Annotated in this window: 27 protein-coding genes; 9 read left to right on the forward strand and 18 right to left on the reverse strand. The window is 61.4% G+C overall.

Going from position 1 to position 21,895, the window contains the following annotated elements:
- Positions 1-69 precede the first annotated feature (69 nt).
- From NKH52_RS07570 to NKH52_RS07595, 6 genes are all read right to left on the reverse strand, one after another.
- Positions 70-1,479, reverse strand: coding sequence for a pyridoxal phosphate-dependent decarboxylase family protein (locus tag NKH52_RS07570; RefSeq protein ID WP_352735423.1), 1,410 nt, complete (start codon positions 1,477-1,479; stop codon positions 70-72).
- Positions 1,480-1,580: 101 nt separating this feature from the next.
- Positions 1,581-2,312 (reverse strand): proteasome-type protease, encoded by a 732-nt coding sequence (locus tag NKH52_RS07575; RefSeq protein ID WP_023812981.1) that lies wholly within the window; start codon positions 2,310-2,312, stop codon positions 1,581-1,583.
- 133 nt (positions 2,313-2,445) lie between these two features.
- Positions 2,446-3,240 (reverse strand): transglutaminase family protein, encoded by a 795-nt coding sequence (locus NKH52_RS07580; RefSeq protein WP_352735422.1) that lies wholly within the window; start codon positions 3,238-3,240, stop codon positions 2,446-2,448.
- Between the two features lie 84 nt (positions 3,241-3,324).
- Positions 3,325-4,266, reverse strand: a complete 942-nt coding sequence (locus tag NKH52_RS07585) for an alpha-E domain-containing protein (RefSeq protein WP_352735421.1) — start codon at positions 4,264-4,266, stop codon at positions 3,325-3,327.
- Positions 4,267-4,357: 91 nt separating this feature from the next.
- Positions 4,358-5,770, reverse strand: a complete 1,413-nt coding sequence (locus tag NKH52_RS07590; RefSeq protein ID WP_352735420.1) for a circularly permuted type 2 ATP-grasp protein — start codon at positions 5,768-5,770, stop codon at positions 4,358-4,360.
- A gap of 171 nt (positions 5,771-5,941) precedes the next feature.
- The gene (locus NKH52_RS07595) at positions 5,942-6,178 is read right to left on the reverse strand and encodes an Lrp/AsnC family transcriptional regulator (RefSeq protein WP_010909609.1); all 237 of its coding nucleotides are present in this window, start codon (positions 6,176-6,178) and stop codon (positions 5,942-5,944) included.
- A 264-nt stretch (positions 6,179-6,442) separates the two neighbouring features.
- Here NKH52_RS07595 and NKH52_RS07600 point away from each other — a divergent pair, with 264 nt between their 5' ends.
- Complete coding sequence (locus NKH52_RS07600; protein WP_352553052.1) at positions 6,443-6,862, forward strand: DUF4864 domain-containing protein; 420 nt, start codon at positions 6,443-6,445, stop codon at positions 6,860-6,862.
- A gap of 4 nt (positions 6,863-6,866) precedes the next feature.
- Here the strand turns inward: NKH52_RS07600 and tgt are convergent, their stop codons facing one another.
- From tgt to coaD, 7 genes are read right to left on the reverse strand one after another with little or no spacing between them, the layout of a single operon-like run.
- Positions 6,867-7,997, reverse strand: a complete 1,131-nt coding sequence (gene tgt / locus NKH52_RS07605) for a tRNA guanosine(34) transglycosylase Tgt (RefSeq protein ID WP_352735419.1) — start codon at positions 7,995-7,997, stop codon at positions 6,867-6,869.
- On the reverse strand, positions 7,990-8,259 hold the full coding sequence (locus NKH52_RS07610; RefSeq protein WP_352735418.1) for a hypothetical protein: 270 nt from the start codon (positions 8,257-8,259) through the stop codon (positions 7,990-7,992). Before NKH52_RS07610 ends, tgt begins: the two co-directional genes overlap by 8 nt.
- Positions 8,249-9,337 (reverse strand): tRNA preQ1(34) S-adenosylmethionine ribosyltransferase-isomerase QueA, encoded by a 1,089-nt coding sequence (gene queA / locus NKH52_RS07615; protein ID WP_352735417.1) that lies wholly within the window; start codon positions 9,335-9,337, stop codon positions 8,249-8,251. Before queA ends, NKH52_RS07610 begins: the two co-directional genes overlap by 11 nt.
- Positions 9,337-9,786, reverse strand: coding sequence for a DMT family transporter (locus tag NKH52_RS07620; RefSeq protein ID WP_352442598.1), 450 nt, complete (start codon positions 9,784-9,786; stop codon positions 9,337-9,339). The genes queA and NKH52_RS07620 overlap by 1 nt, the downstream gene beginning before the upstream one ends.
- Before the next feature lie 12 nt (positions 9,787-9,798).
- On the reverse strand, positions 9,799-10,311 hold the full coding sequence (locus NKH52_RS07625) for a peptidylprolyl isomerase (protein WP_352442597.1): 513 nt from the start codon (positions 10,309-10,311) through the stop codon (positions 9,799-9,801).
- 42 nt (positions 10,312-10,353) lie between these two features.
- Positions 10,354-10,941 carry a peptidylprolyl isomerase gene (locus NKH52_RS07630; RefSeq protein WP_352735416.1) on the reverse strand — a complete coding sequence of 196 codons (588 nt, stop codon included), beginning with the start codon at positions 10,939-10,941 and terminating at the stop codon, positions 10,354-10,356.
- A 16-nt stretch (positions 10,942-10,957) separates the two neighbouring features.
- Positions 10,958-11,458 (reverse strand): pantetheine-phosphate adenylyltransferase, encoded by a 501-nt coding sequence (coaD, locus tag NKH52_RS07635; protein WP_127295887.1) that lies wholly within the window; start codon positions 11,456-11,458, stop codon positions 10,958-10,960.
- 323 nt (positions 11,459-11,781) lie between these two features.
- Here coaD and NKH52_RS07640 point away from each other — a divergent pair, with 323 nt between their 5' ends.
- Complete coding sequence (locus tag NKH52_RS07640) at positions 11,782-11,934, forward strand: hypothetical protein (RefSeq protein WP_081714296.1); 153 nt, start codon at positions 11,782-11,784, stop codon at positions 11,932-11,934.
- A 70-nt stretch (positions 11,935-12,004) separates the two neighbouring features.
- Here the strand turns inward: NKH52_RS07640 and gyrA are convergent, their stop codons facing one another.
- Together gyrA and NKH52_RS07650 are read right to left on the reverse strand one after the other, a co-directional pair.
- Positions 12,005-14,806: a DNA gyrase subunit A gene (gene gyrA, locus NKH52_RS07645; RefSeq protein ID WP_352735415.1), complete on the reverse strand. Its 2,802-nt coding sequence runs from the start codon at positions 14,804-14,806 to the stop codon at positions 12,005-12,007.
- A 253-nt stretch (positions 14,807-15,059) separates the two neighbouring features.
- The gene (locus NKH52_RS07650; RefSeq protein ID WP_352735413.1) at positions 15,060-15,902 is read right to left on the reverse strand and encodes a helix-turn-helix transcriptional regulator; all 843 of its coding nucleotides are present in this window, start codon (positions 15,900-15,902) and stop codon (positions 15,060-15,062) included.
- 85 nt (positions 15,903-15,987) lie between these two features.
- Between NKH52_RS07650 and NKH52_RS07655 the strand changes: the two genes are divergently transcribed.
- The 3 genes from NKH52_RS07655 (at position 15,988) to NKH52_RS07665 (ending at position 17,655) form a co-directional block, all read left to right on the forward strand.
- Positions 15,988-16,524, forward strand: a complete 537-nt coding sequence (locus tag NKH52_RS07655; protein WP_352735411.1) for a hypothetical protein — start codon at positions 15,988-15,990, stop codon at positions 16,522-16,524.
- Positions 16,525-16,556: 32 nt separating this feature from the next.
- Entirely contained in the window at positions 16,557-16,934 is a 378-nt protein-coding gene (locus NKH52_RS07660; protein WP_352735409.1) for a VOC family protein, read from the forward strand.
- 91 nt (positions 16,935-17,025) lie between these two features.
- Entirely contained in the window at positions 17,026-17,655 is a 630-nt protein-coding gene (locus NKH52_RS07665) for a MarC family protein (protein WP_352735407.1), read from the forward strand.
- Positions 17,656-17,673: 18 nt separating this feature from the next.
- On the opposite strand, the gene NKH52_RS07670 is transcribed toward NKH52_RS07665, so the two are convergent.
- The 3 genes from NKH52_RS07670 to NKH52_RS07680 all read right to left on the reverse strand — a co-directional run bounded on the left by NKH52_RS07670 (position 17,674) and on the right by NKH52_RS07680 (position 19,496).
- On the reverse strand, positions 17,674-18,402 hold the full coding sequence (locus NKH52_RS07670; RefSeq protein WP_352735405.1) for a hypothetical protein: 729 nt from the start codon (positions 18,400-18,402) through the stop codon (positions 17,674-17,676).
- Positions 18,403-18,417: 15 nt separating this feature from the next.
- The gene (locus tag NKH52_RS07675) at positions 18,418-18,840 is read right to left on the reverse strand and encodes an OsmC family protein (protein ID WP_352735403.1); all 423 of its coding nucleotides are present in this window, start codon (positions 18,838-18,840) and stop codon (positions 18,418-18,420) included.
- Positions 18,841-18,974: 134 nt separating this feature from the next.
- Positions 18,975-19,496, reverse strand: coding sequence for a single-stranded DNA-binding protein (locus NKH52_RS07680; protein WP_352735401.1), 522 nt, complete (start codon positions 19,494-19,496; stop codon positions 18,975-18,977).
- A gap of 226 nt (positions 19,497-19,722) precedes the next feature.
- On the opposite strand from NKH52_RS07680, the gene NKH52_RS07685 reads away from it, so the two are divergent.
- The 4 genes from NKH52_RS07685 (at position 19,723) to NKH52_RS07700 (ending at position 21,651) form a co-directional block, all read left to right on the forward strand.
- On the forward strand, positions 19,723-20,037 hold the full coding sequence (locus tag NKH52_RS07685) for an ArsR/SmtB family transcription factor (RefSeq protein WP_352735399.1): 315 nt from the start codon (positions 19,723-19,725) through the stop codon (positions 20,035-20,037).
- Positions 20,034-20,534, forward strand: coding sequence for an SRPBCC family protein (locus NKH52_RS07690; RefSeq protein WP_352735397.1), 501 nt, complete (start codon positions 20,034-20,036; stop codon positions 20,532-20,534). The genes NKH52_RS07685 and NKH52_RS07690 overlap by 4 nt, the downstream gene beginning before the upstream one ends.
- A 23-nt stretch (positions 20,535-20,557) precedes the next feature.
- Positions 20,558-21,163: an ATP-dependent Clp protease proteolytic subunit gene (locus NKH52_RS07695; RefSeq protein WP_352735395.1), complete on the forward strand. Its 606-nt coding sequence runs from the start codon at positions 20,558-20,560 to the stop codon at positions 21,161-21,163.
- Positions 21,164-21,354: 191 nt separating this feature from the next.
- Positions 21,355-21,651: a hypothetical protein gene (locus NKH52_RS07700; RefSeq protein ID WP_352735393.1), complete on the forward strand. Its 297-nt coding sequence runs from the start codon at positions 21,355-21,357 to the stop codon at positions 21,649-21,651.
- The last annotated feature ends 244 nt before the right edge of the window (positions 21,652-21,895 follow it).

The raw sequence follows: 21,895 nt of genomic DNA on the forward strand, positions 1-21,895 counted from the left end.
CCCGTTTTCGTTTTTCTTGTCTATAGTCGAAAACGAAACCGATGAAAAGGCATAAGCCGGCTAACGAAATCAGCGATCCAAGCCACGTGCGATATCAGTAATCACCACAAAAGCCATATCGACATCGGCGGCGGTCGCCTCGAACTGGCCGACCTGGAAACGGATTGCCATCAGTCCATCAACCTTCGTCTGCGTCAGGTAGATGCGGCCATCGTCGTTGATCGCATTGACCAGGCGCAGATTGTGCTCGTCCGCATCGGTTGCGGTCTTGTGTCGGAACGAGAACAACGACAGCATCGGTTCGCTGACGATCTCGAAATCCGGCTCCCTTGCCAGCCGCGCCGCCAACCCTTCGCTCCACGCGACATGATTGCGGATCATCATGCGCAGGTTTTCCAGACCATGGGCGCGCAGCAGGAACCACAATTTCAGGGCGCGGAAGCGCCTGCCGAGCGGCACCGACCATTCCGAATAGTTGATGATGCCGTCATGACCGTGCGTCTTCAGATAATCCGGCTTGATGGCCAGCGTCTTCACATGGCTTTCGGGGTCGCGCAGGAACTGGATCGAGCAGTCGAACTGGGCGCCCAGCCATTTGTGCGGGTTGAAGACGATCGAATCGGCGCCTTCGACGCCTGTCCAGAAATGCCGATACTCCGGACAGATCATCGCCGACCCCGCCCATGCGGCATCGACGTGGAGATAGAGCCCATGCCGCCGCGCCACCTCTGCCACCGCGGCGATGTCGTCGGTGCCGCCGGTGCTGGTGCTGCCGACGCAAGCGATGATGCCCGCCGGCAGCATACCCGCTTCCCGGTCGGCGACGATTGCCGCCTCGAGCGCTGCTGTATCCATGGCGCGAAAGCGGCCGCCGACGGGAATGCGCACGAGATTGTCCTCGCCGATGCCAGACACCCAGATCGCCCGGTCGATCGACGTGTGCACCTGGTCGGAGGAATAGATGCGCGGCCGCGCCTGCCCTGCCAGGCCCTGTTTGTTGCCTTGCCAATCGAGCGCCCGCTCGCGCATGGTCAGCACCGCGGCCAGTGTCGCCGACGAGGCTGAATCCTGGATCACCCCGGAAAACCCTTCGGGCAGACCGAGCGCCTGGCGCATCCAGTCGACGGTGCGCGTTTCGAGTTCGGTCGCTGCCGGTGACGTCTGCCACAGCATGCATTGCGCGGCCATCGCCGAAACCAGATATTCCGCCACCACCGAGACCGGCGCCGCATTGGCCGGGAAATAGGCGAAGAAGCGCGGATGCTGCCAATGCGTCATTCCCGGCAGGATCTTCTCTTCGAAGTCGGCGAAGATCCGGTCCATCGGTTCGGCGTCTTCGGGCGGCGAAACCTCAATGCTTCCAGAAATGGCGCCGGGTTCTACCAGTGGCCGCACGGGGCGGTCGCGCAGATTGTTGCGATAGTCGGCGCCCCAGTCGGCGGCGCGCCGCGACCATTGCCGGAAATCATCGTTGTTCATCCTGTCCTCCCGACATGATCGACCGCCACCATCCATCGCGGCTGGTCTCTTTATTAATTAACGCGTGAAATAGATGCAACCGGCAATGGATGCCGCACGCCTCAGCCAGGGAAATCCGGCAGGCTGGCAAAGGCGGTCTTCAGCGCATTCGACCAGCCGTCGGAGATCGTGCGGTAATACTGGTCATCCTGGCCGATCCGCTTCTTCAATCCGACCTTGAAGGCGTCCTTCTCCAGGAAGAGCAGGTCGAGCGGCAAGCCGACGGACAGGTTCGACTTCAACGTCGAATCGAACGACACCAAAAGCAGCTTCACCGTCTCGGCCAGGCTCATCGTCCTTTCGTAGGCGCGGATGATGATCGGCTTGCCGTATTTGGTCTCGCCGATCTGGAAGAACGGCGTGTCATCGGTCGATTCGATGAAATTGCCTTCGGGATAGATCATGAACAGGCGCGGCTCGCTGCCCTTGATCTGACCGCCGAGGATGAAGGACGCATTGAAATAGGAATCCGCCTTTTCCCCAGCGGGTGACGAATTGGCGATGACCTCCTTGACCGTGTCGCCAACAATGCGGACCGTTTGGTACATCGACGGCGTTTCGAGCACCGTGGAATGCCTTTCGGAGATCGCCTTGGTGCGCTCGTCAAGCAGGCTGACCACGGCCTGCGTCGTCGCCAGATTGCCCGCCGACATCAAAACGATGACGCGCTCGCCCGGCTCTTCCCAGACATGCATCTTGCGAAAGGTGGAGATGGAATCCATGCCTGCATTGGTGCGCGTGTCCGACATGAACACGAGCCCGCGATCGATCTTCAGGCCAACGCAATAGGTCATGGAATCTCTTCTAGAGCAATTCCAGGAAAAGTGTGAAGCGGTTTTCCGTCCGGAATTGCGTTAAAACAAGGGGATAGAGCGGTTCGGCGTTTCCTTGAAACGATGAATCGCTCGGCAGCAATCTTGCGGAGGATTACTGCTCCACCGTGACGGTGACCGCAAGCCGTTCTTCCGCCTGTCCCAGCCGAATTCCCGACACCGGCGTGGCGTCGCGGTAATCGCGGCCCGTTGCCACCTTTACATAACGCTCGTCGGGTGAAATGCCATTGGCGGCATCGAAGGCAACCCAGCCGAGACCCGAAACATGCGCTTCGGCCCAGGCATGGCTGGCCGCCTGCTCGACCGTGGCATCCAGCATCAGATAGCCGCTGACATAGCGAGCCGGAAAGCCCATGGCGCGGGCGGCGGCGGCAAAGATATGGGTGTGATCCTGGCAGACACCGGTTTTCAGCGCCAAGGCTTCCTCCGCCGGCGTCGTCGCATTGGTGGTGCCGGGCGTGTAGACAACGCGCTCGCCGATGACAGCCATCAGCCGGTGCAGCCTTTCAATGTCGGTGCCCTTGCCGACCGATGCGGCGAGATCGCGGATACCGCTGCCGATCGTCGTCAATGGTGTTTCATGGCTGTACAGCCAGAGCGGCGTAAAGCCCTGATGTGGCCCTGAGACACCCGCGGTGTCGCGCGTCACCACTTCGCCCGACGCCTCCACCGTGATGAAGTCGCGCTCGCCCTCGACGCTCAACAGCCTTGTGTCGTTGCCGAAATGGTCGACGAAGCGGACCTCTTCGCGCGCGCCTTCGATCGCCAGAGCCCAGGACAGAACAGTCTGCGTCGATCCGCTGACCGGAAGCAACCGCAGCCGCTGCAACAGATAGTGCACCGGCGCATCGTAGCGGTACTCGGTCCGGTGGGTGATCTTCAGCCGCATGCTTCTATTCCGTTTGTGAGCACGATCTCCAGACAAACGGTTTCGTTTGTCTGAGAAAACCGGCTCCACCTTTCGGGACCATGCTCAATTGAACCGATAATCTTGTGCGATCTCTTCGCCCAGCTTGGTGTTATCGCGAATGAAATTGGCCAGGAACTCATGCAGGCCGGCGTCGAATATGCCCTTGATCGACCCGGCTCTCAGCATTGTCTGCGTCTTCTCGGCCGTTGCGTGGCAGGCATGGCGTTCGCCGTAATCGTCGCCGAGGAATTTCAGATGCTCCGACAGAAAGCGATAGCAGAACATCAGCGAGCGCGGCATGCGGACATTGAGGATCAGATAATCGGCAATGTTGGTCGGCTTGTAATCGGCATCGTAGACCCAGCGATAGGAGCGATGCGCCGAGACCGAACGCAGGATCGATTCCCACTGGTAGTTGTCGAGCGTCGAGCCGACCCAGGAGATCGATGGCAGGAGCACGTAGTATTTCACGTCGAGGATGCGCGCCGTGTTGTCGGCGCGCTCGACATAGGTGCCGAGCTGCGAGAAGTCGAAGATCTCGTTGCGCAGCATGGTGCCGTAGAACGAGCCGCGGATCAGCGCCGTCTCGCGTTTGATCGCGTCGAGCACGCTTGGCAGGTCGCGCTCGTCGATCGGCCTTGCCAGCATCCGCTTCAGCGACATCCAGGCTTCGTTGATGCTTTCCCAGGTCTCGCGCGTCAGCGCGGTGCGCACCATGCGGGCATTGTTGCGGGCTGTCTCGATCGACGCCATCGTGCTCGACGGGTTCGACGTGTCGCGCAACAGGAAGTCGGCGACATTGGCGGCGGTATAATCAGAATATTTCTGGCTGAAGGTGATGTCGGAACCAGCGCTGAGCAGCACCGAATTCCACTCTTCCGAAGCGCTCTGCGTGCGGGTCAGTGCCATGCGCAGGCCGGCATCGACCAAACGCGCCATGTTTTCCGCCCGCTCGATATAGCGATTCATCCAATAGAGCCCGTTGGCGGTGCGGCCTAAAAGCATATCAGCTTGCTCCGGTGTCGGGCGAATAGCGAATAGCGAGTAGCGAATAGGGAAGAATGCGTCTCATGATTGCTGCGTCCCCCTGCTCGTCTCAATCATCCAACACCCAAGTATCTTTCGTCCCGCCGCCCTGCGACGAGTTCACAACCAGCGAACCTTCCTTCAGCGCGACACGTGTGAGGCCCCCGGGCACGATCTGGATGCGATCGGAGACCAGCACATAAGGCCTGAGATCGACGTGGCGTGGCGCGAGCCCCTTTTCCGTCAGGATAGGGCATGTCGACAGAGCCAGTGTCGGTTGGGCGATGTAATTCGAGGGTTTTGCCGACAGTTTCTTGGCAAAGGTCTCGCATTCCTTTTTGGTCGCTGCCGGCCCGACCAGCATCCCGTACCCGCCGGAACCATGCACTTCCTTGATCACCAGCTCGTCGATGTGTTCGAGCACGTATTTCAGGCTGTCTGGCTCCGAGCAGCGCCAGGTCGGAATGTTGCCGAGGATCGCCTTGCGGCCGGTGTAGAATTCGATGATCTCGGGCATGTAGGAATAGATCGCCTTGTCGTCGGCGATGCCGGTGCCCGGCGCGTTGGCGATGGTGATGTTGCCGGCCCGATAGACATCCATGATGCCGGGTATGCCAAGTGCGGAGTCCGGCCGGAAGGTCAGCGGGTCGAGGAAGGAATCATCGACGCGGCGGTAAAGCACATCGATCTGCTTGTAGCCTTCGGTCGTGCGCATCGCGACATGGCCGTCGACGACCCGCAGATCCTGGCCTTCGACCAGTTGTACGCCCATCTGGTCGGCGAGGAAGGCGTGTTCGAAATAGGCGGAGTTGAAACTGCCGGGCGTCAGCACCGCAATGGTCGGCGCACCCTTTGTGCTTTGCGGCCGCACTGCCGCCAGCGACTGGCGCAGAAGCTGAGGGTAGTTTTCCACCGGCCGCACCTTGATCTTCTGGAACAGCTCGGGGAACAGCTGCATCATCGTCTCGCGGTTCTCCAGCATGTAGGAGACGCCCGACGGTGTGCGCGCATTGTCCTCCAGCACGTAGAATTCGTCCTCCGAGATGCGGACGATGTCGACGCCGATGATATGGGTGTAGACGCCGGCCGGCGGCCTGACCCCGATCATCTCCGGCAGGAAGGCCTCGTTCCTGGCGATCAGCTCCCTGGGAACGCGGCCTGCGCGCAGAATCTCCTGGCGATGATAGATGTCGTCGAGGAAGGCGTTCAGCGCCTGCACGCGCTGCTCTATGCCCTGCGTGAGGCGCCGCCATTCATTGCCTGAAATGATGCGGGGAACGATGTCGAACGGGATCAGCCGCTCGGAGGCTTCCTGCTCGCCATAAACGGCGAAGGTGATACCGGTCTTGCGGAAGACGCGCTCGGCGTCCTGCATCTTCTCGGTCAACCTGGCTGGGTCCTGCTCCTTCAGCCAGCGATCATAAGCCGAATACGGTCTTCTCAATCCGGAGACTTCCGGAAGCATTTCATCGAACGCTGCCAATCGCATACTCCCCTGTGACGCCATTTCACTGGCGTCGCCGGAGAAAATCAAGCGCAATCGGTGATTTGGGAGATACGGGCGATCAGTATGTTGCGCCTGCCCAAAATTGAGGCAGGTGAAATATGACCTTGGTCAGGCTTTGCCTCGTGCCCGGGCAAATGCGTTTGCCAGCTAGAAAGCGCGGAACGTGACGACGGTGAACGTGTCCTTGATGCCGGGGAGAATCTGCACCTTCTCATTGACGAAATGGCCGACGTCTTCCTCATCGTCGACGTAGAATTTGGCGAGCAGATCGTAATTGCCGGCGGTGGAGTAGATTTCCGAGGCGATCTCGGCATCGGCAAGCGCGCTGGCAACCTCATAGGATTTGCCCAACTCACATTTGATCTGCACGAAAAACGCCTTCATGGCTTCGTCCCGCTAAACGTCCAAGTCCAGCGGCCCTTCTGGCAGACTGGAGGCGGGCTTTCAAGCGCTGGAATCCGTACTTAGCCGGCCCAGGCCTGGGCTGCGATCTTCCGCAGCTCTACACCAGCATGCAACCTGCCGCCGATCGCCAGCGATTATTCGCAATCGCTGAAACCGCGATGCGCTGCCAAGCGTATGTTATGATGCGCCTTCGGACAGCGCCATTTCGAGGGAAGATATTTCGCGGGACAACGGAGACAGGCCATGCGCCGCGCCTTTTTCGCAATCGCAGTCGTTCCATTCCTCTTCGCGTCGTCGGCATTGGCCGGCGATGCCGAGATCAAGGCAGGCCAGTCCGTCATCGACGGTCAGCTAAAGGCCCTCATCGCCAATGACGGCGCCACCGCCTACAGCTTCGCCGCCCCGAATGTGAAGCGGATCTTCCCGACCGTCGACGCTTTCATGAACATGGTGACCAACGGCTACCCGCCGGTGCGCAAGCCGCGGACCTATTCCTTCGGCAAGGTCGAGGAGACCGCTCCGGGTTCGATCGTCCAGCAGGTGCTCATCGTCGGCCCCGACGGCAAGGACTACGAGGCGGTCTACACGCTGCAGCAACAGCCCGACGGCACGTTCCAGATCACCGGCTGCAGCCTGCGCGCCTCCAATTCGCTCAGCACTTGAGGCCTCACAACAACGGGATATCGCCCCTTGCCCAGCCCTCGGTAATTTCCGCGCCGCGCGCCTCGAAGGTGCCGGCCTCGATCGCAGCGCGGATGTCTTGCATCAGGTTCTGGTAGTAGGACAGGTTGTTCCAAGTCAAAAGCATGGCGCCGAGCGCTTCTTGCGAGCGCACCAGATGGTGGAGATAGGCGCGGGAATAGTCCCGCGCCGCCGGGCAATCGCTTTCCTCGTCTAATGGCCGCGGATCGTCGGCATGGCGGGCGTTGCGCAGATTGACCTTGCCGCGCCTTGTATAGGCAAGGCCGTGCCGGCCGGCCCGTGTCGGCATAACGCAGTCGAACATGTCGATGCCGCGCGCCACCGATTTCAAAATATCGTCCGGCGTGCCGACACCCATGAGGTAGCGCGGCTTGTCCGCTGGCAGTTCCGGGCAGGTGATGTCGAGCATCTCGAGCATCACCGCTTGCGGTTCGCCGACGGCCAGGCCGCCGACCGCATAGCCCTTCAGCTCCATCGCGCTCAGCGCCTGCGCCGAACGCACCCGCAGCACCGCATTGTCGCCGCCTTGGACGATGCCGAACATCGCCTTGCCCGGCTGATCGCCGAACGCCGTCTTGCAGCGTTCGGCCCAACGCAGCGACAGCTCCATGGCGCGCTCGATCTCCTTCATCCCGGCCGGCAGCGCCGTGCATTCGTCGAGCTGCATCTGGATGTCGGAATCAAGCAGTCCCTGGATCTCGATCGACCGCTCCGGCGACATCTCGTAGGCAGCGCCATCGATATGCGAGCGGAAGGTGACGCCCTTTTCGGTCAGCTTTCTCAGCTTCGACAGCGACATCACCTGGAAACCACCGCTGTCGGTCAGAATTGGATGCGGCCAGCGGGCGAACTCGTGCAGGCCACCGAGCCGCGCGACGCGCTCGGCGCCGGGCCGCAGCATCAGATGATAGGTGTTGCCCAGGATGATGTCGGCGCCGACACCGCGCACCTGGTCCATATACATCGCCTTGACGGTGCCGCCGGTGCCGACCGGCATGAAGGCCGGCGTGCGGATTTCGCCGCGCGGCATGTCGATCACGCCGCGTCGCGCCTTGCCGTCGGTTGCCAGAATCTTGAAGCTGAACGGCTTAGCCATTGAATTCCTTGTCGTGGACCGGAGCGCCCGGTGCCTGCTTGTCGAGCGACTGGCGGTAGTGGACGCAGCCGCGTATGAATTTTGGCCAGGGCGGCACGGCGATTGCCGGTTCGGTTTTTTCTGGCAGAAGGTCCCATAGATCAGGGTGATGCCAGCACAATTCATGGCCGGTGGAATCGCGGTGCTTGCGAATGCCATCGCGCAGCTTTTTCACTTCCGCAATCAGCGCAGGGCGGTCAAAGGCTTGCAGATCATCGTCCATCGCTCGTCTCCGCTCGGAAAAGCAGGCTTGCGTCGCCATAGGAATAGAATCTGTAACGGTTCTCGATCGCATGGGCATAGGCCGCACGCATCGTGTCGAGGCCGCTGAAGGCCGAGACCAGCATGAACAGCGTCGAGCGCGGCAAATGGAAATTGGTCATCAGCACGTCGGCGGTGCGAAAACGGTAACCGGGCGTGATGAAGATATCGGTCGGACCGGACCACGCAGCCAGAGTACCGTCCTCACGCGCCGCACTCTCCAGCAGACGCAGCGAGGTCGTGCCGACAGCGACGATGCGCCCGCCCCTTGCTCTTGCGGCATTCAGCGCGTCGGCTGTTTCTGCGCTGACCGAACCGGTCTCGGCATGCATCTTGTGGTCGGCAGTGTCGTCCGCCTTCACCGGCAGGAACGTGCCGGCGCCGACATGCAAGGTGACGAAGCGGCGTTCGATGCCCTTGGCGTCAAGCGCTGCAAAAAGCTCCGGCGTGAAATGCAGGCCCGCTGTCGGAGCCGCGACGGCGCCTTCCTCGCTTGCATAGATGGTCTGGTAGTCGGCCCGGTCACGTTCGTCGTCGTCGCGTTTCGAGGCGATGTAGGGCGGCAGCGGAATGTGGCCGACCGCGTGCAGCGCCTCGTCGAGGAAGGGCCCCGACAGGTCGAAGCCAAGCAGCGCTTCGCCGCCCTCGCCTTTCTCGATCACCGTGGCGTCGAGCTGACCGAGGAAACAGGAATTGCCGTCATGGCCGAAATGGATGCGATCGCCGGCTGCGATGCGCTTGCCCGGCCGCATGAAGGCCAGCCAGCGGTCCGGCGCCATGCGCATATGCAGCGTGGCTTCGACCTGCGCCGTCGCCTCACCCCGCCGCCGGATGCCTTTGAGCTGCGCTGGAATGACCTTGGTGTCGTTGAACACCAGCACGTCGCCGGCCCTGAGCAACGATGGGAGGTTGCCAACCGTCCGGTCGTCGAGCCCTTCGCCTGACTTGACCACCAGCATCTTGGCGCTGTCGCGCGGCTCCGCCGGGCGAAGCGCGATGCGCTCCTCCGGCAGGTCGAAGTCGAAGAGATCGACGCGCATCAGTAGAGCCGGACGAGCAGCGCTCCGACCAGCAGCAGCACCGCGCCGGCGATGCGGCCGAGCGAGATTTCACGCACCGCGACGCCGAGGAAGCCGATGCGGTCGATGAGCATGCCGGCCAGCAACTGGCCGGCGACCAGAAACGCCATCAGCGCGGCCGCACCGATGCGTGGCGTGAGAATCGTCGACAGCGTGACATAGAAACCGCCCAGCATGCCGCCGGCCACGAACAGCCAGGGTGCCGGCGCTTTCCAGTCGAGCGAGATGCCTTGCAGCTTCACCACCGTGACGGAGATGATGCCGAGCACGATCGCGCCCGACAGGAACGAAAACGCAGCCGCCGCGACCGGGAGACCCAGGCCGCGCGCCAGCTGCGAATTGATCGGGGCCTGAATGGCAATGAAGGCGCCGGACAGGATGCCGAGAAGCGACCAGACGACGCCCATCATTGTCGTCTGCCCTTACTTGACGTCGGCCGCGACCTTCAGCGACACGATCTTGTCGGGATCCTGCACCGGCTCGCCGCGCTTGATCTTGTCGACATTGTCCATGCCTTCGATGACCTGGCCCCAGACCGTGTACTGGCGGTTGAGGAAGGCGGCATCGTCGAAGCAGATGAAGAACTGCGAATTAGCCGAGTTCGGGTTCTGCGAACGGGCCATCGAGCAGGTGCCGCGAGCATGGTTGGCGTTGGAGAATTCAGCCTTCAAATCCGGCTTTTCAGAGCCGCCCATGCCCGCGCGGGACGGCGCGAAAGAAGGCTTGCTCGAATTGCCGAACTTGACGTCGCCGGTCTGCGCCATGAAACCCTCGATGACGCGGTGGAAGACCACGCCGTCATAGGCGCCTTCCCTGGCCAGTTCCTTGATGCGGGCGACATGGCCAGGCGCCAGGTCGGGGAAAAGTTCGATGACCACATTGCCCTTGGTCGTTTCCATGATGAGCGCGTTCTCGCGGTCCTTGATTTCGGCCATGTCAGATATCCTTTTTCAGAAAAACAGAGTTAGTTGACAACTTTACTTGTCGGCGGCGATGCGCACCTTGATCATCCGGTCGGGATCGGAGACCGTGCCGTTATCCGCCTGGTCGCCCTTCTTGATGTGATCCACCAGTTCCATGCCGCTGACGACATTGCCGACGATCGTGTACTGGCCATCGAGGGGCGGTGCCGGAGCGAACATGATGAAGAACTGCGAATTGGCCGAATTGGGGTCCTGCGAGCGGGCCATGCCGACCACGCCGCGCTTATAATGTTCGGTCTGTGAGAATTCGGCGGGCAGGTCGGGCAGGTCGGAACCGCCGGTGCCAACGGCCTCGGCGCTGAAACCCTTTTTTATATTGCCGAACTTGACGTCGCCGGTCTGCGCCATGAAGCCGTCGATGACGCGGTGGAAGGCGACGTTGTCATAGGCGCCTTGGCGCACCAGCTTCTTGATCTGCTCGACATGCTTTGGCGCCAGATCGGGCCTCAGCGCAATGGTGACGTCGCCGTCCTTCAGCGTGATGATCATTGTGTTTTCCGGGTCGGCGGCGAAAGCCGAGACCGACGCAGCCACAAGACCGGCGAGCACGACAAGGAACGAGGCTAGCTTTTTCAGCTGCATGGTTTTCTCCGAAAACTTACTTCTTGAACTTGGCTGTGAGCGCACCGGCAACCGCCGCCGGCACGAAGGGGCGAATGTCGCCGCCCATCGAGGCAATCTGGCGAACAAGTGTGGCGGTAATGGTGCGTACCGAAGGACTGGCGGGCAGAAAAACCGTCTGCAGTTGAGGCGCCATGGTCTCGTTCATGCCGGCCATCTGCATCTCATAGTCGAGGTCGGTGCCGTCGCGCAGGCCGCGGATCATGATCGAGGCGCCCTGCTTCTTGGCCGCGTCGATGACCAGCCCGTCGAAAGCGACGACCTTGATACGGGCGCCGTCGCTGCCGAATTCCGCCTTCGTCGCCGTCTCAATCAGCTTCACCCGCTCCTCGAAGGAAAACAGCGGTTGCTTGCCCGGATGGATGCCGATCGCCGCATAAACGATATCGGCCACGGCCAGCGAGGCCTTCAGCACATCGAGGTGGCCGTTGGTCAGCGGGTCGAAGGAGCCGGCATAGAGGGCGATGCGTTCAGTCATGGCTGGTGCTTCTAATGCATGATCCCAAAAAGTGGAAACCGGTTTTTGCGGACAAACGGTTTTTCGTTTGTCCTAGAGATCATGCTCAAATGAAAGCTAGAGCCTGTTCCATCTTCCGTCCATCAAGATGGAACAGGCTCTAGCGAGCCTCTCTCGCAAAGGCAAATCCCGATCGGCGCGCTGGCCATGAACCTTTTCCGGCACATGAACGACAGATGAACACGCTGATCACGAAGCCTTCACGCAGCGTTCACTAGGTTGCACCTTAATAAGATGAAACCAAAATCCCATCTATCCGTTGTTAGGCGCAGGAGAACACGCACATGCTGATCTACATGCTCGCCACCGCAATGACCGTCGCCATGCTGATCGCCACCGTCTTTGGGCTGCATCAGGAGGCACAACGCATCCGCGTCAAGGCAAACACCAAGCGCTTCGAAGGCTTCGGCCCGCGCAAGCCATATCGCCACTACTGATAAAGCCTGAACTTGCTGCCGCGCCGGCCAACTGGCCGGCGTTGCTATGTCAAAAACCTGGATTCCGGACTTAGTCCGCCCCCTCAGGACCGGCGTCAGGCGCCAGAGCGACATCAGCGCCGCCCTCAACGGTCTCTTCGATTTCCTCGTCCGATTGCGGCTCAGAGATCCGCTCGACCGAAACCACCTTTTCACCTTCAGCCGTGTTGAAGATGGTCACGCCCTTGGTGGCGCGGCTGGCGAAACGGATGCCGTTGACCGGCACCCGGATGACGGTGCCGCCGTCCGACACCAGCATGATCTGGTCGTCATTGCCGACCGGGAACGTCGCCACCAGCCTGCCAATCTCGGCTGCCTTCGACACGTCGGTGGCGCGGATGCCTTTACCGCCGCGTCCAGTCAGCCGGAAATCATAGGACGACGAACGCTTGCCGTAGCCGAACTCGGTCACCGTCAGCACGTATTGTTCGTGCGCCTTGAGCTCTTCGTATCGGCTTTCGGAAAGCTCCGTCTCCTCGCCGATCTCCTCATTGGTCAGCGCGATCTCTTCCTCTTCGCCTGCCGTTTCTGTGGCAAGACGCCGCTCCGCCGCCGCGCGCTTCAGGTAAGCGGCGCGTTCCGCCGGCGAAGCATCGACATGCTCTATCACCGACATCGAGATGATGCGGTCGGTCTCGGCCATGGTTATGCCACGCACGCCGACCGAATTGCGGCTCTGGAAGACGCGCACGTCGCCGACGGAGAAGCGTATGCACTGACCGGAACTGGCGGTCAGCAGCACGTCGTCCTTGTCGGTGCAGGTCTCGACGCCGAGGATCTCGTCGCCTTCTTCCTCCAGCTTCATGGCGATCTTGCCGTTGCGGTTGACCTGGACGAAGTCGGATAGATCGTTGCGGCGCACGGTGCCACGCGTGGTGGCGAACATCACGTAGAGTTCGCCCCAGCTGGTCTCGTCCTCGGGCAGCGGCATGATGGTGGTGATGCGCTCGCCCTGCTCCAGCGGCAGCATGTTGATCAGCGCCTTGCCGCGCGACTGCGGGTTGCCGATCGGCAGGCGCCAGACTTTTTCCTTGTAGACGATGCCGCGCGACGAGAAGAACAGCACCGGCGTATGCGTGTTGGCCACGAACAGCCGGGTGACGAAATCCTCTTCCTTGGTCGACATGCCGGAGCGGCCCTTGCCGCCGCGGCGCTGCGCCCGGTAGAGCGACAGCGGCACGCGCTTGATGTAGCCGGAGTGGCTCACCGTCACGACCATGTCCTCGCGCTGGATCAGGTCCTCGTCTTCCATGTCCGCCCCACCATCGGTGAGCTCGGTGCGGCGCGGCGTGCCAAACTCGTCGCGTACGGCGGCAAGCTCGTCCTTGACGATCTGCTGGACGCGCGCGCGGGACGACAAAATGTCCAGATAATCGATGATTTCGGCGCCGATCGTGTTCAACTCGTCGGCGATTTCGTCGCGGCCGAGCGCGGTCAGGCGCTGCAGGCGCAGTTCGAGGATGGCGCGCGCCTGCTCCTCGGACAGATTGTAGGTGCCGTCCTCGTTGATGCGATGGCGCGGATCGTCGATCAGAAGGATCAGCGATTCGACGTCGCCGGACGGCCAGCGGCGCTCCATCAACTGTTCGCGCGCCGTCTGCGGATCCGGCGCGGTGCGGATCAGCTTGATGATCTCATCGATGTTGGCGACGGCGATGGCGAGACCGACCAGCACATGGGCGCGGTCGCGCGCCTTGCGCAGCAGGAATTTCGTGCGCCTTGTGATCACCTCCTCGCGGAAAGCGACGAACGCCTTCAGCATGTCGGTCAGGTTCATCACTTCCGGCTTGCCGCCGTTCAGCGCCACCATATTGGCGCCGAAGGAGGTCTGTAGCGGGGTGAAGCGATAGAGCTGGTTGAGGATGACGTCGGCAACGGCGTCGCGCTTCAGCTCGATGACGACCCGGTAACCCTGGCGGTCGCTCTCGTCGCGGATATCGGAAATGCCCTCGATGCGCTTGTCGCGCACCAGTTCGGCCATCTTCTCGATCATCGACGACTTGTTCACCTGATAGGGAACTTCGGTGATGATGATCGACTCGCGGTCGTTGCCGCGCTGTTCGATGTTGACACGCCCACGCATGACGATGGAGCCGCGGCCGGTCGAATAGGCACTGTAGATGCCGGAACGGCCAAGCACGATGGCGCCGGTCGGGAAATCCGGCCCCGGAATGATCTCCATCAATGCCGGCAGGTCGATCGCCGGGTTGTCGATGAGGGCGATGGCGCCGTTGCAGATCTCGCTGAGATTGTGCGGCGGGATGTTGGTCGCCATGCCGACGGCGATGCCGCCCGAGCCGTTGACCAGCAGGTTGGGAAACCGTGCCGGCAGAACCTTGGGTTCGCTGCCCGACGCATCATACGTATCCTGGAAATCGACGGTGTCCTTGTCGATATCCTCCAAAAGCTCGTGTGCGACCTTGGTCAGCCGCGCTTCCGTGTAGCGCATCGCCGCCGGCGGATCGCCGTCGATGGAGCCGAAATTGCCCTGCCCGTCGATCAGCGGCACGCGCAGCGACCAGTCCTGCGCCATACGCACCAAGGCGTCATAGATGGAAGCGTCGCCATGCGGATGGTATTTACCCATCACGTCGGCGACCGGACGCGCCGACTTCACATATTTGCGGTTCCAGTGGTAACCGCTCTCATGGGCGGCGAAGAGAATGCGGCGATGCACCGGCTTCAGGCCGTCGCGCACATCGGGCAGCGCACGGCTGACGATCACGCTCATGGCGTAATCGAGATAGGAGCGCTGCATCTCCTCGACGATGGATATCGGCTCGATGCCGGTGGGGCCGCCGTCGGCGCCGCGCGGTGTCTTCTGGTCGGTCAAATCGGATCACAATCTAATCAGGAATCACTTGGTGCTTATATAGGAAGCAAGGCTGAAACTCCAACATGTCAGGCACTTTTCCAGTGTCATTTTTGGTGGTAATTTCAAATGGATACCACTGATTGCGACGATATGGCCAAGGCGGTTTCGCCGCCATCGACGCAAAAGCCTGCAATGGACGTTTTCCCTGAGCGAAAGCCCCGAGTGCGATGGATTGGACCCTGTGGCCGCCCTTGCGAGCACCTGAGCCGATTCACGAGACGCGAACACCCATTGCGCCACGGCGGGCGCGATACTTGCCGGGCGTTTCGCCCATGACACGCCGAAACCGGCGGTTGAACGTCGACAGATCGTTGAAGCCGGCCTCGAAGGCGATGGCCGAGACCGCATCATCCGACATGTGCAGCCGCACCGCCGCCCTGTGCAGCCGCGTCTTGAGCAGGAACTGATAGGGCGTCATGCCCGCGACCTGCCGGAAAACACGCAGGAAATGGTAAGGACTGGTCGCAGTTTCATCCGCAAGCGCTGAGAGCGAGACCGGTCCGTCGGCATCCAGCTCTATCCGCCGCACAGCCTCGGCAACCCGTTTCTGATCGCGACGGCTCGGCGTGCGCCTGACATGCGTGGCGCCGGTGGCAGCCGTCACGGCAGCACTGGCTATGCGCAGCCCGAGTTCCTCGAAGGCGTCCAGGTCGGCCATCTCGCGCGCGGTTTCCGCCTCGGTCAGCAGCGGCGCCAAAGCGGATAAAGGCGGCAGGCGCGGCGCCTCGAAAGCGAGCTTCCTGGCGCCCTGCACGCCAGCCACGATCCGTTCCATGTAGGACGGTCCGAAATGAAACGACAGGCAACGGTCGCCGCTGCCATGCTCGTGCCCGCACTCGTAGCATGTGCCGGGATTGCCGAGCAGGAGCGCGCCGGGCGCCAGCACCGCCGTGCCTTGTTGCGCACGGTAGCGGAACGTGCCGCTGGTGACGGCAGCGACGCAGAAATCCTGATGTGCTTCCTCGAACGGCCGGTCGCCGGCGCCGGCCGTGCAGATCACGTCCGCCACGCGCCAGCCCGGGCCGGATGCAAGCGTATGCGTTGTCGCTGTCATGGCCGAAATATAGCAATTTTTCCCAAGTCCAGAACCCCGTCACCGCCTACTCTTCCCGGTCTCCTGACAAGAAGAGGGCTGAACCATGTTTGACCAATCCTCCTTTGCCGAAGCCTTGCACAGTCCCGGACCTATCGACGGGCTTGCCGAAAAGCTGAACCTTTACGGGCGCTTCGCCGGCGCCTGGGCGTTCGATGCCTCGCGCCATCTCGAGGACGGCACCGTGCTGACCGGGCGTGGCGAGGTGCATTTCGGCTGGGTGCTCGAGGGCCGGGCGATCCAGGACGTCTGGATCCTGCCCGCGCGTGACGCCGGCCCCTCGCCCTCGCTGGGCGCATGGACATTCTACGGCACGACACTACGCGTCTACGACCCCGGCGCGGATGCCTGGCACATCTTCTGGAGCGATCCGCGCAACCAGTATTTCAGCCGCCAGCTCGGCCGCGCCGAGGGCGACACGATCGTGCAAGTCGGCGCCGACGACACCGGCTCTTCGGTGCGCTGGAGTTTTTCGCGCATCACGGAAAACTCCTTCCGCTGGCTCGGCGAGCGCTCGCACGACAATGGCGCGACATGGCGGCTGGAGGTCGAGTTTCTGGCGCGGCGGGCAACAGCAAGCTGACATCGCAAAGCGTTGTAACGATGGAGAAAATCATGTTCGATCATATCTCGATCGGCGTCCGCGACGCCGCCGCCGCCAAGCGCTTCTATGATGCCGCACTGAAGCCGCTCAGCTACAGCTGTCTGAGCCAGTCACCGGGCTCGCTTGGTTATGGCGCTCAAAACGTCGTGTTATGGGTGAACGAGGCAGCTCGGCCGGTGCCACCAGACGACAAATCCGGTCTGCATTTCTGCTTCGCCGCACCAACGCGGGCCAGCGTCGACACTTTCCATGCCCGCGCTCTGCGCGAAGGCGGCAGTGACAATGGCGCTCCGGGCCTGCGCGCCGACTATGGCGACAACTACTATGCCGCCTTTGTCGTCGACCCGGACGGCTATCGCATCGAGGCCTATTGCGGCAGTGCCGGCTAAACCCAGTTTCGCTGTCCTGACAGTTCCCACCGACCGGGCTTTGCTCTACCAATATCCTGGTACGGGCTCGGCCCGGCGGGAGGGGTCAGAGATGCCGAGTTTCGACAGCCTGTTCAATGCCTTCGTTACCATTCTCGTGACCATCGATCCGCCTGGCCTGGCGCCGCTGTTCCTCGCCGTGACGCGCGGCATGAACCGCGAGGAGCGCCAGCAGGTTTCTGTCCGCGCCTCGATCATCGGTTTCCTGGTGATGGCGCTGTTTGCGGTTGCCGGCGCCTCGATCCTGTCGGTGTTCGGCATCACGCTGCCGGCCTTTCGCGTCGCTGGTGGCTTCTTGCTGTTCTTCATCGCTTTCGAAATGGTGTTCGAGCGAAGGCAGGACCGCAAGGAGAAGATCGGCGACGTCGCCATCACCAAGGACATGATCCACAACATCGCCGCCTTTCCGCTGGCGATCCCGCTGATCGCCGGCCCCGGCGCCATTTCGGCGACGGTGCTGCTTTCTGGTTCGTTCGAGGGCTTTGCCGCGCAGGCGGCGCTGGTCGGCATCATCTTCGTCTGCCTCGCCATCACCTATCTGGTGTTCGTGCTGTCGGAACGCATCGATCGCATCCTCGGCCAAACCGGGCGTTCGATCCTCACGCGGCTGCTCGGCGTCATCCTGGCGGCACTGGCGGTGCAGTTCGTGGCGGACGGCATCAAGGCGCTGATGGCGGGCTGAACGGCAGACACTTCCTATCTAGTTCGGTAGCCGCAGCCGAGGTCGGCCATCATCAATGCTGACATCGCCGCCTTGCAAGGCGTACCAGTTGCCACGCAAAGCCGGTGCGGCCACTTCGGTCCAAGCTAGAGGGCCATTTTCGCTGCTGATATAGCCTGTTCTCTCCAGCAACGTCGCCAATCGGGGAACTGACGATTCAAAAACGGCCGGCAGTTCCGCGCGCGCTCCTGTATATCCGTCCGGCAACGTCGAGCCGACTACCTGTTTAAGTTGTTTTTCCGAGTCCCATTCGCTGCTATCGTTCAATATTTTTGCGAACTCGACCAAGAGATACATCGACTGCTCGACTACATCGAGATATGCACTCAAGACATAATCCAGAGACGGGAAAATACGTGACACCTCGTTAGCTGCCACGGCAGCTATGTAATCGACATCGTGCTGAAGTTGATAGTAAGGCCTCATGCTGCCGGGATCTCGAACTATGGTCCAATGTGCACCAGCCTGCTTGACAGGCTCGGCTATCTCAAGTGCCCAGAGGACGAAAGAAGCCCTCTCGAAGGCCGACGTGAAGTTGTGACAGAAAACACTTCCCTTTCGGCCGACTTCAGCTCTATCTGTTTGTTTCCTATCAACAAATTTTCCTTCGGAAGTCAGCTGTATTGGTTCGTTCTGCGCGGCAATTCGCGCTATTTCAGCGACAAGGAGGCCGTAGAGTGATGCCTTGGGCGAAGCTGCTATGGACATCGGCCCGACCCTCACTCAAGCAGCAGTATCGACCACTTCAAAATCATGCGTGATCGTCGCCGTCTTGGCCAGCATCGCTGAAGCCGAGCAGTATTTCTCGATCGAGAGATCAATCGCCCGTTTGACCTTGTCGGGCGAGAGCGCTCGGCCCTTGACGACGAAATGCATATGAATGCGGGTAAACACCCTAGGCTCGGTTTCGGCCCGGTCGGCGTCGAGTTCGACGACGCAATCCTCGACCGCTTCGCGGCCCTTTTCGAGGATGTGGACGACATCATAGGCCGAACAGCCGCCGGTGCCGATCAGCACCAGCTCCATCGGGCTCGGCCCCGGCGTGTTGCCTTCCGGTCCGAGCGCGGTTCCGAGCACGACCTTGTGGCCGCTACCGGACTCGCCGACAAAGGTGCGCTCCTCGACCCATTTTACGCGTGCTTTCATCGAACTCGTCCTTCGCCATATTTCGTTGATCGCCAAGGCAGCGCTCAATTCGACAATGCAAAACCCCGAAAGTCCATGAGGGACTCTCGGGGCGCAATGTTTGACTTAAGCCAAAATAGTATCTGCCATTGCGATCAAAACGGGATTTCGTCGTCCAGTTCGCGCGACGAACCGCCACCGCCGCCACTCTTGGCACCACCGCCGCCGCCGCGATTGAAGCCTTCGCTCGGGCTGGACTGGCCGAAATCGGAACCACGGCTGCTGCCGCCGGAATAGCCGCCGACCTGACCGCCCTCGCCCTGTCCGCGCGCGTCGAGCATCTGCAACTCGCCACGGAACTTCTGCAGCACGACTTCCGTCGTGTACTTGTCGGCACCGGTCTGATCCTGCCATTTGCGCGTCTGCAGTTGGCCCTCGACATAGACCTTCATGCCCTTCTTCAGATACTGCTCCGCCACCTTGGCGATGCCCTCATTGAAGATGACGACATTGTGCCACTCGGTTTTTTCCTTGCGCTCGCCGGAATTCTTGTCGCGCCAGCTTTCCGACGTCGCGATGCGGATGTTGACGACCGGCTCGCCCGAATTCAGCCGGCGGATTTCAGGATCCGCACCGAGATTGCCGACCAGAATGACCTTGTTGACGCTACCCGCCATGATATTTCTCCGCGCTCATCCGAAACAAATTTTTGTCGCAGCACCTTACAGGCTGCAGACGCCAGCCGCCTGCTATGGCTGGCTTTTCCCACAAGGTTTTTGTTCCCTTTTCGTTCCTATCTGCATCGCTGCTGGTTGTCAAGGAATGGCAGCAATGCACCAGCCCCGCATATGGGTCTGAAAAGAGCGCTTGCCAAATCAATAAGTATCGACTTATGCTTTTGCCATGATCGAAGCAGAGATTTTCCGCGCCCTTGCCGACCCAACCCGCCGCGCCGTCTTCGAGCGCCTCGCGACAAGCGAGATGAGCGTATCGCAGCTGCGCAGCGGCATGACTGTGTCGCAACCCGCCGTATCGCAGCATCTGGCGGTGCTGCGCGGCGCCGGCCTTGTGGTCGAGCGGCGAGCCGGCCGCAACGCCTTCTACCGCGCCGATCCGCAAGGGCTTGCCCCCCTGCTCTCCTGGATCGAACGCTACCGGACCTTCTGGCCGGAGCGCATCGAAAGGCTGAAGACGGTTTTGAAGGACATGGATCAATGATCGACGAGAGCCAGACCAAAGTCACCCTTGATGCGCTCGAATTCGAGTACGACCTTGCCGAGCCGCCAGAAAAGGTGTGGCGGGCCCTGACCGTGCCGGAGCTGCTCGCCGCCTGGATGATGCCGAACGACATCAGCCCCGAGACCGGCAATCGTTTTGCCTTTGCCGGACCTGAGACAGCGATCGAATGCGAAATTCTCGACGCCGAGCCGGAGAAGCTGCTGCGCTATTCCTGGCGGGAGCAGCCAGGCGACGCCGCGCGGCAGGATCCGCTCGACAGCCCATTGGACAGCCCATTGGACAGCATTGTCACCTTCACACTTGCCCGAACCGTTTCCGGCGGCACCCATCTGCGCATTGTCCATGACGGCTTCGCCCGCAAGGCAATGCCCGCGGTCGCCATGGCAGGCGCCGGCTGCCGGCTTTCGCTCGACGCAAACGGTTCACGCAAGCCAATCGCAGCAAACGCGCCTCGCCTCTTGCTGCGTGCAGCCTGAACAAGGACAATGGAGAGAAGATCATGAGCGGTGTTGCCAGTCTGGTGCCGATGGTGATCGAGCAATCGAGCCGCGGCGAACGCGCCTTCGACATTTTCTCGCGACTGCTGCGCGAGCGCATCGTCTTCATCAATGGCGAGATCAACGACGACATCTCGGCGCTGGTCTGCGCGCAGTTGCTGTCGCTGGAATCGGACAATCCCGACAAGGAGATCTCGCTCTACATCAACTCGCCGGGCGGTGTGGTGACCAGCGGCTTCGCCATCTACGACACGATGCAATATATCAGCTGCCCGGTGTCTACAGTGTGCATGGGCTTTGCCGCCTCGATGGCCTCGTTCCTGCTGATGGCAGGCACGGCCGGGCGTCGTATCTCACTGCCGAACGCCACCATCCTGCTGCATCAGCCGCTGGGCGGGTTCCAGGGCCAGGCCTCCGATATCCAGCGCCATGCCGAGCGCATCGGCCAGACGAAACGGCACATGGCCGAGCTCTATGCGCAGCATTGCGGCCGTACCTATGAAGAGGTCGAGCGCACCCTGGACCGCGACCACTTCATGACCGCCCGCGAGGCCCAGGCCTGGGGCATCGTCGACCACGTTTTCGACACGCGAAAAAAAGCGGCGTAAAGCCAGGGCCGGATCGGAGCGCTGCCGGCTCTCATGCTTGTCGCCCAAAAGTGCCCCGGTTTTGGGGCAACGACATGCATGAAAACAAAGACCGAAAGCGCGTCACCTGAATCCGTTCGAACGCGACGCGCTTTCGAAGATTTGACGATGCCGGTCTGGTCCCGTCGGCGGCACGCCACTATAGTCCTGGGATGACCGACATTCATCTGCCCAAATCGTTGCACCGCGTCATCGCCGTTGTAGTGCTCGCTTTTGCCGGCTTCGTGAGCGGCGCAGCGTTTGCCGATGAAAACTCGCCGTCGGCGCAGAAAGGCGCCCTGCCCGGCGTGACAGGCGACTACCGCATCGCCAAGCCGGCTCCCGAGCCCGATGACGCGTTTCTCGGCAGCGGCAATGGCCAGTTCAAGATCGGCGATACGGATGTCAGGATTTCCGGCAGCATCACCGTTGATGTCGGCGCCGGCTCAATCGGGCTGCCGCGCCACTGATAGTGGTGCCGGCGTGCTGCGCTGCGCCTGCAAGACAACCCGCACATAAAAACGGCCCCGCCGTGCTTTGCGCAAACGGACGGGGCCTTTTTGGATCTCAAATCCAATTTCTACCGGGAGTGTACTGCCGGCATTTGATTTCGGATGCAACGCGGCGTTCAGCCGACGATCCGACTAGCAGTCTCTGATTTTTACGGGATAGGCAGGTCACGGTTTGTCGGGTGGCGAAAACGCTAAACCCTGG

The organism is Mesorhizobium sp. M1066, assembly GCF_040318635.1.
GTDB lineage: Bacteria > Pseudomonadota > Alphaproteobacteria > Rhizobiales > Rhizobiaceae > Mesorhizobium.

Coding starts and splice junctions, on each gene's coding strand:
- NKH52_RS07570 (WP_352735423.1), bottom strand. CDS start 1,479: ATGAACAACGATGATTTCCGGCAATGGTCGCGGCGCGCCGCCGACTGG.
- NKH52_RS07575 (WP_023812981.1), bottom strand. CDS start 2,312: ATGACCTATTGCGTTGGCCTGAAGATCGATCGCGGGCTCGTGTTCATG.
- NKH52_RS07580 (WP_352735422.1), bottom strand. CDS start 3,240: ATGCGGCTGAAGATCACCCACCGGACCGAGTACCGCTACGATGCGCCG.
- NKH52_RS07585 (WP_352735421.1), bottom strand. CDS start 4,266: ATGCTTTTAGGCCGCACCGCCAACGGGCTCTATTGGATGAATCGCTAT.
- NKH52_RS07595 (WP_010909609.1), bottom strand. CDS start 6,178: ATGAAGGCGTTTTTCGTGCAGATCAAATGTGAGTTGGGCAAATCCTAT.
- NKH52_RS07600 (WP_352553052.1), top strand. CDS start 6,443: ATGCGCCGCGCCTTTTTCGCAATCGCAGTCGTTCCATTCCTCTTCGCG.
- tgt (WP_352735419.1), bottom strand. CDS start 7,997: ATGGCTAAGCCGTTCAGCTTCAAGATTCTGGCAACCGACGGCAAGGCG.
- NKH52_RS07610 (WP_352735418.1), bottom strand. CDS start 8,259: ATGGACGATGATCTGCAAGCCTTTGACCGCCCTGCGCTGATTGCGGAA.
- queA (WP_352735417.1), bottom strand. CDS start 9,337: ATGCGCGTCGATCTCTTCGACTTCGACCTGCCGGAGGAGCGCATCGCG.
- NKH52_RS07620 (WP_352442598.1), bottom strand. CDS start 9,786: ATGATGGGCGTCGTCTGGTCGCTTCTCGGCATCCTGTCCGGCGCCTTC.
- NKH52_RS07625 (WP_352442597.1), bottom strand. CDS start 10,311: ATGGCCGAAATCAAGGACCGCGAGAACGCGCTCATCATGGAAACGACC.
- NKH52_RS07630 (WP_352735416.1), bottom strand. CDS start 10,941: ATGCAGCTGAAAAAGCTAGCCTCGTTCCTTGTCGTGCTCGCCGGTCTT.
- coaD (WP_127295887.1), bottom strand. CDS start 11,458: ATGACTGAACGCATCGCCCTCTATGCCGGCTCCTTCGACCCGCTGACC.
- NKH52_RS07640 (WP_081714296.1), top strand. CDS start 11,782: ATGCTGATCTACATGCTCGCCACCGCAATGACCGTCGCCATGCTGATC.
- NKH52_RS07650 (WP_352735413.1), bottom strand. CDS start 15,902: ATGACAGCGACAACGCATACGCTTGCATCCGGCCCGGGCTGGCGCGTG.
- NKH52_RS07655 (WP_352735411.1), top strand. CDS start 15,988: ATGTTTGACCAATCCTCCTTTGCCGAAGCCTTGCACAGTCCCGGACCT.
- NKH52_RS07660 (WP_352735409.1), top strand. CDS start 16,557: ATGTTCGATCATATCTCGATCGGCGTCCGCGACGCCGCCGCCGCCAAG.
- NKH52_RS07665 (WP_352735407.1), top strand. CDS start 17,026: ATGCCGAGTTTCGACAGCCTGTTCAATGCCTTCGTTACCATTCTCGTG.
- NKH52_RS07670 (WP_352735405.1), bottom strand. CDS start 18,402: ATGTCCATAGCAGCTTCGCCCAAGGCATCACTCTACGGCCTCCTTGTC.
- NKH52_RS07675 (WP_352735403.1), bottom strand. CDS start 18,840: ATGAAAGCACGCGTAAAATGGGTCGAGGAGCGCACCTTTGTCGGCGAG.
- NKH52_RS07680 (WP_352735401.1), bottom strand. CDS start 19,496: ATGGCGGGTAGCGTCAACAAGGTCATTCTGGTCGGCAATCTCGGTGCG.
- NKH52_RS07685 (WP_352735399.1), top strand. CDS start 19,723: ATGATCGAAGCAGAGATTTTCCGCGCCCTTGCCGACCCAACCCGCCGC.
- NKH52_RS07690 (WP_352735397.1), top strand. CDS start 20,034: ATGATCGACGAGAGCCAGACCAAAGTCACCCTTGATGCGCTCGAATTC.
- NKH52_RS07695 (WP_352735395.1), top strand. CDS start 20,558: ATGAGCGGTGTTGCCAGTCTGGTGCCGATGGTGATCGAGCAATCGAGC.
- NKH52_RS07700 (WP_352735393.1), top strand. CDS start 21,355: ATGACCGACATTCATCTGCCCAAATCGTTGCACCGCGTCATCGCCGTT.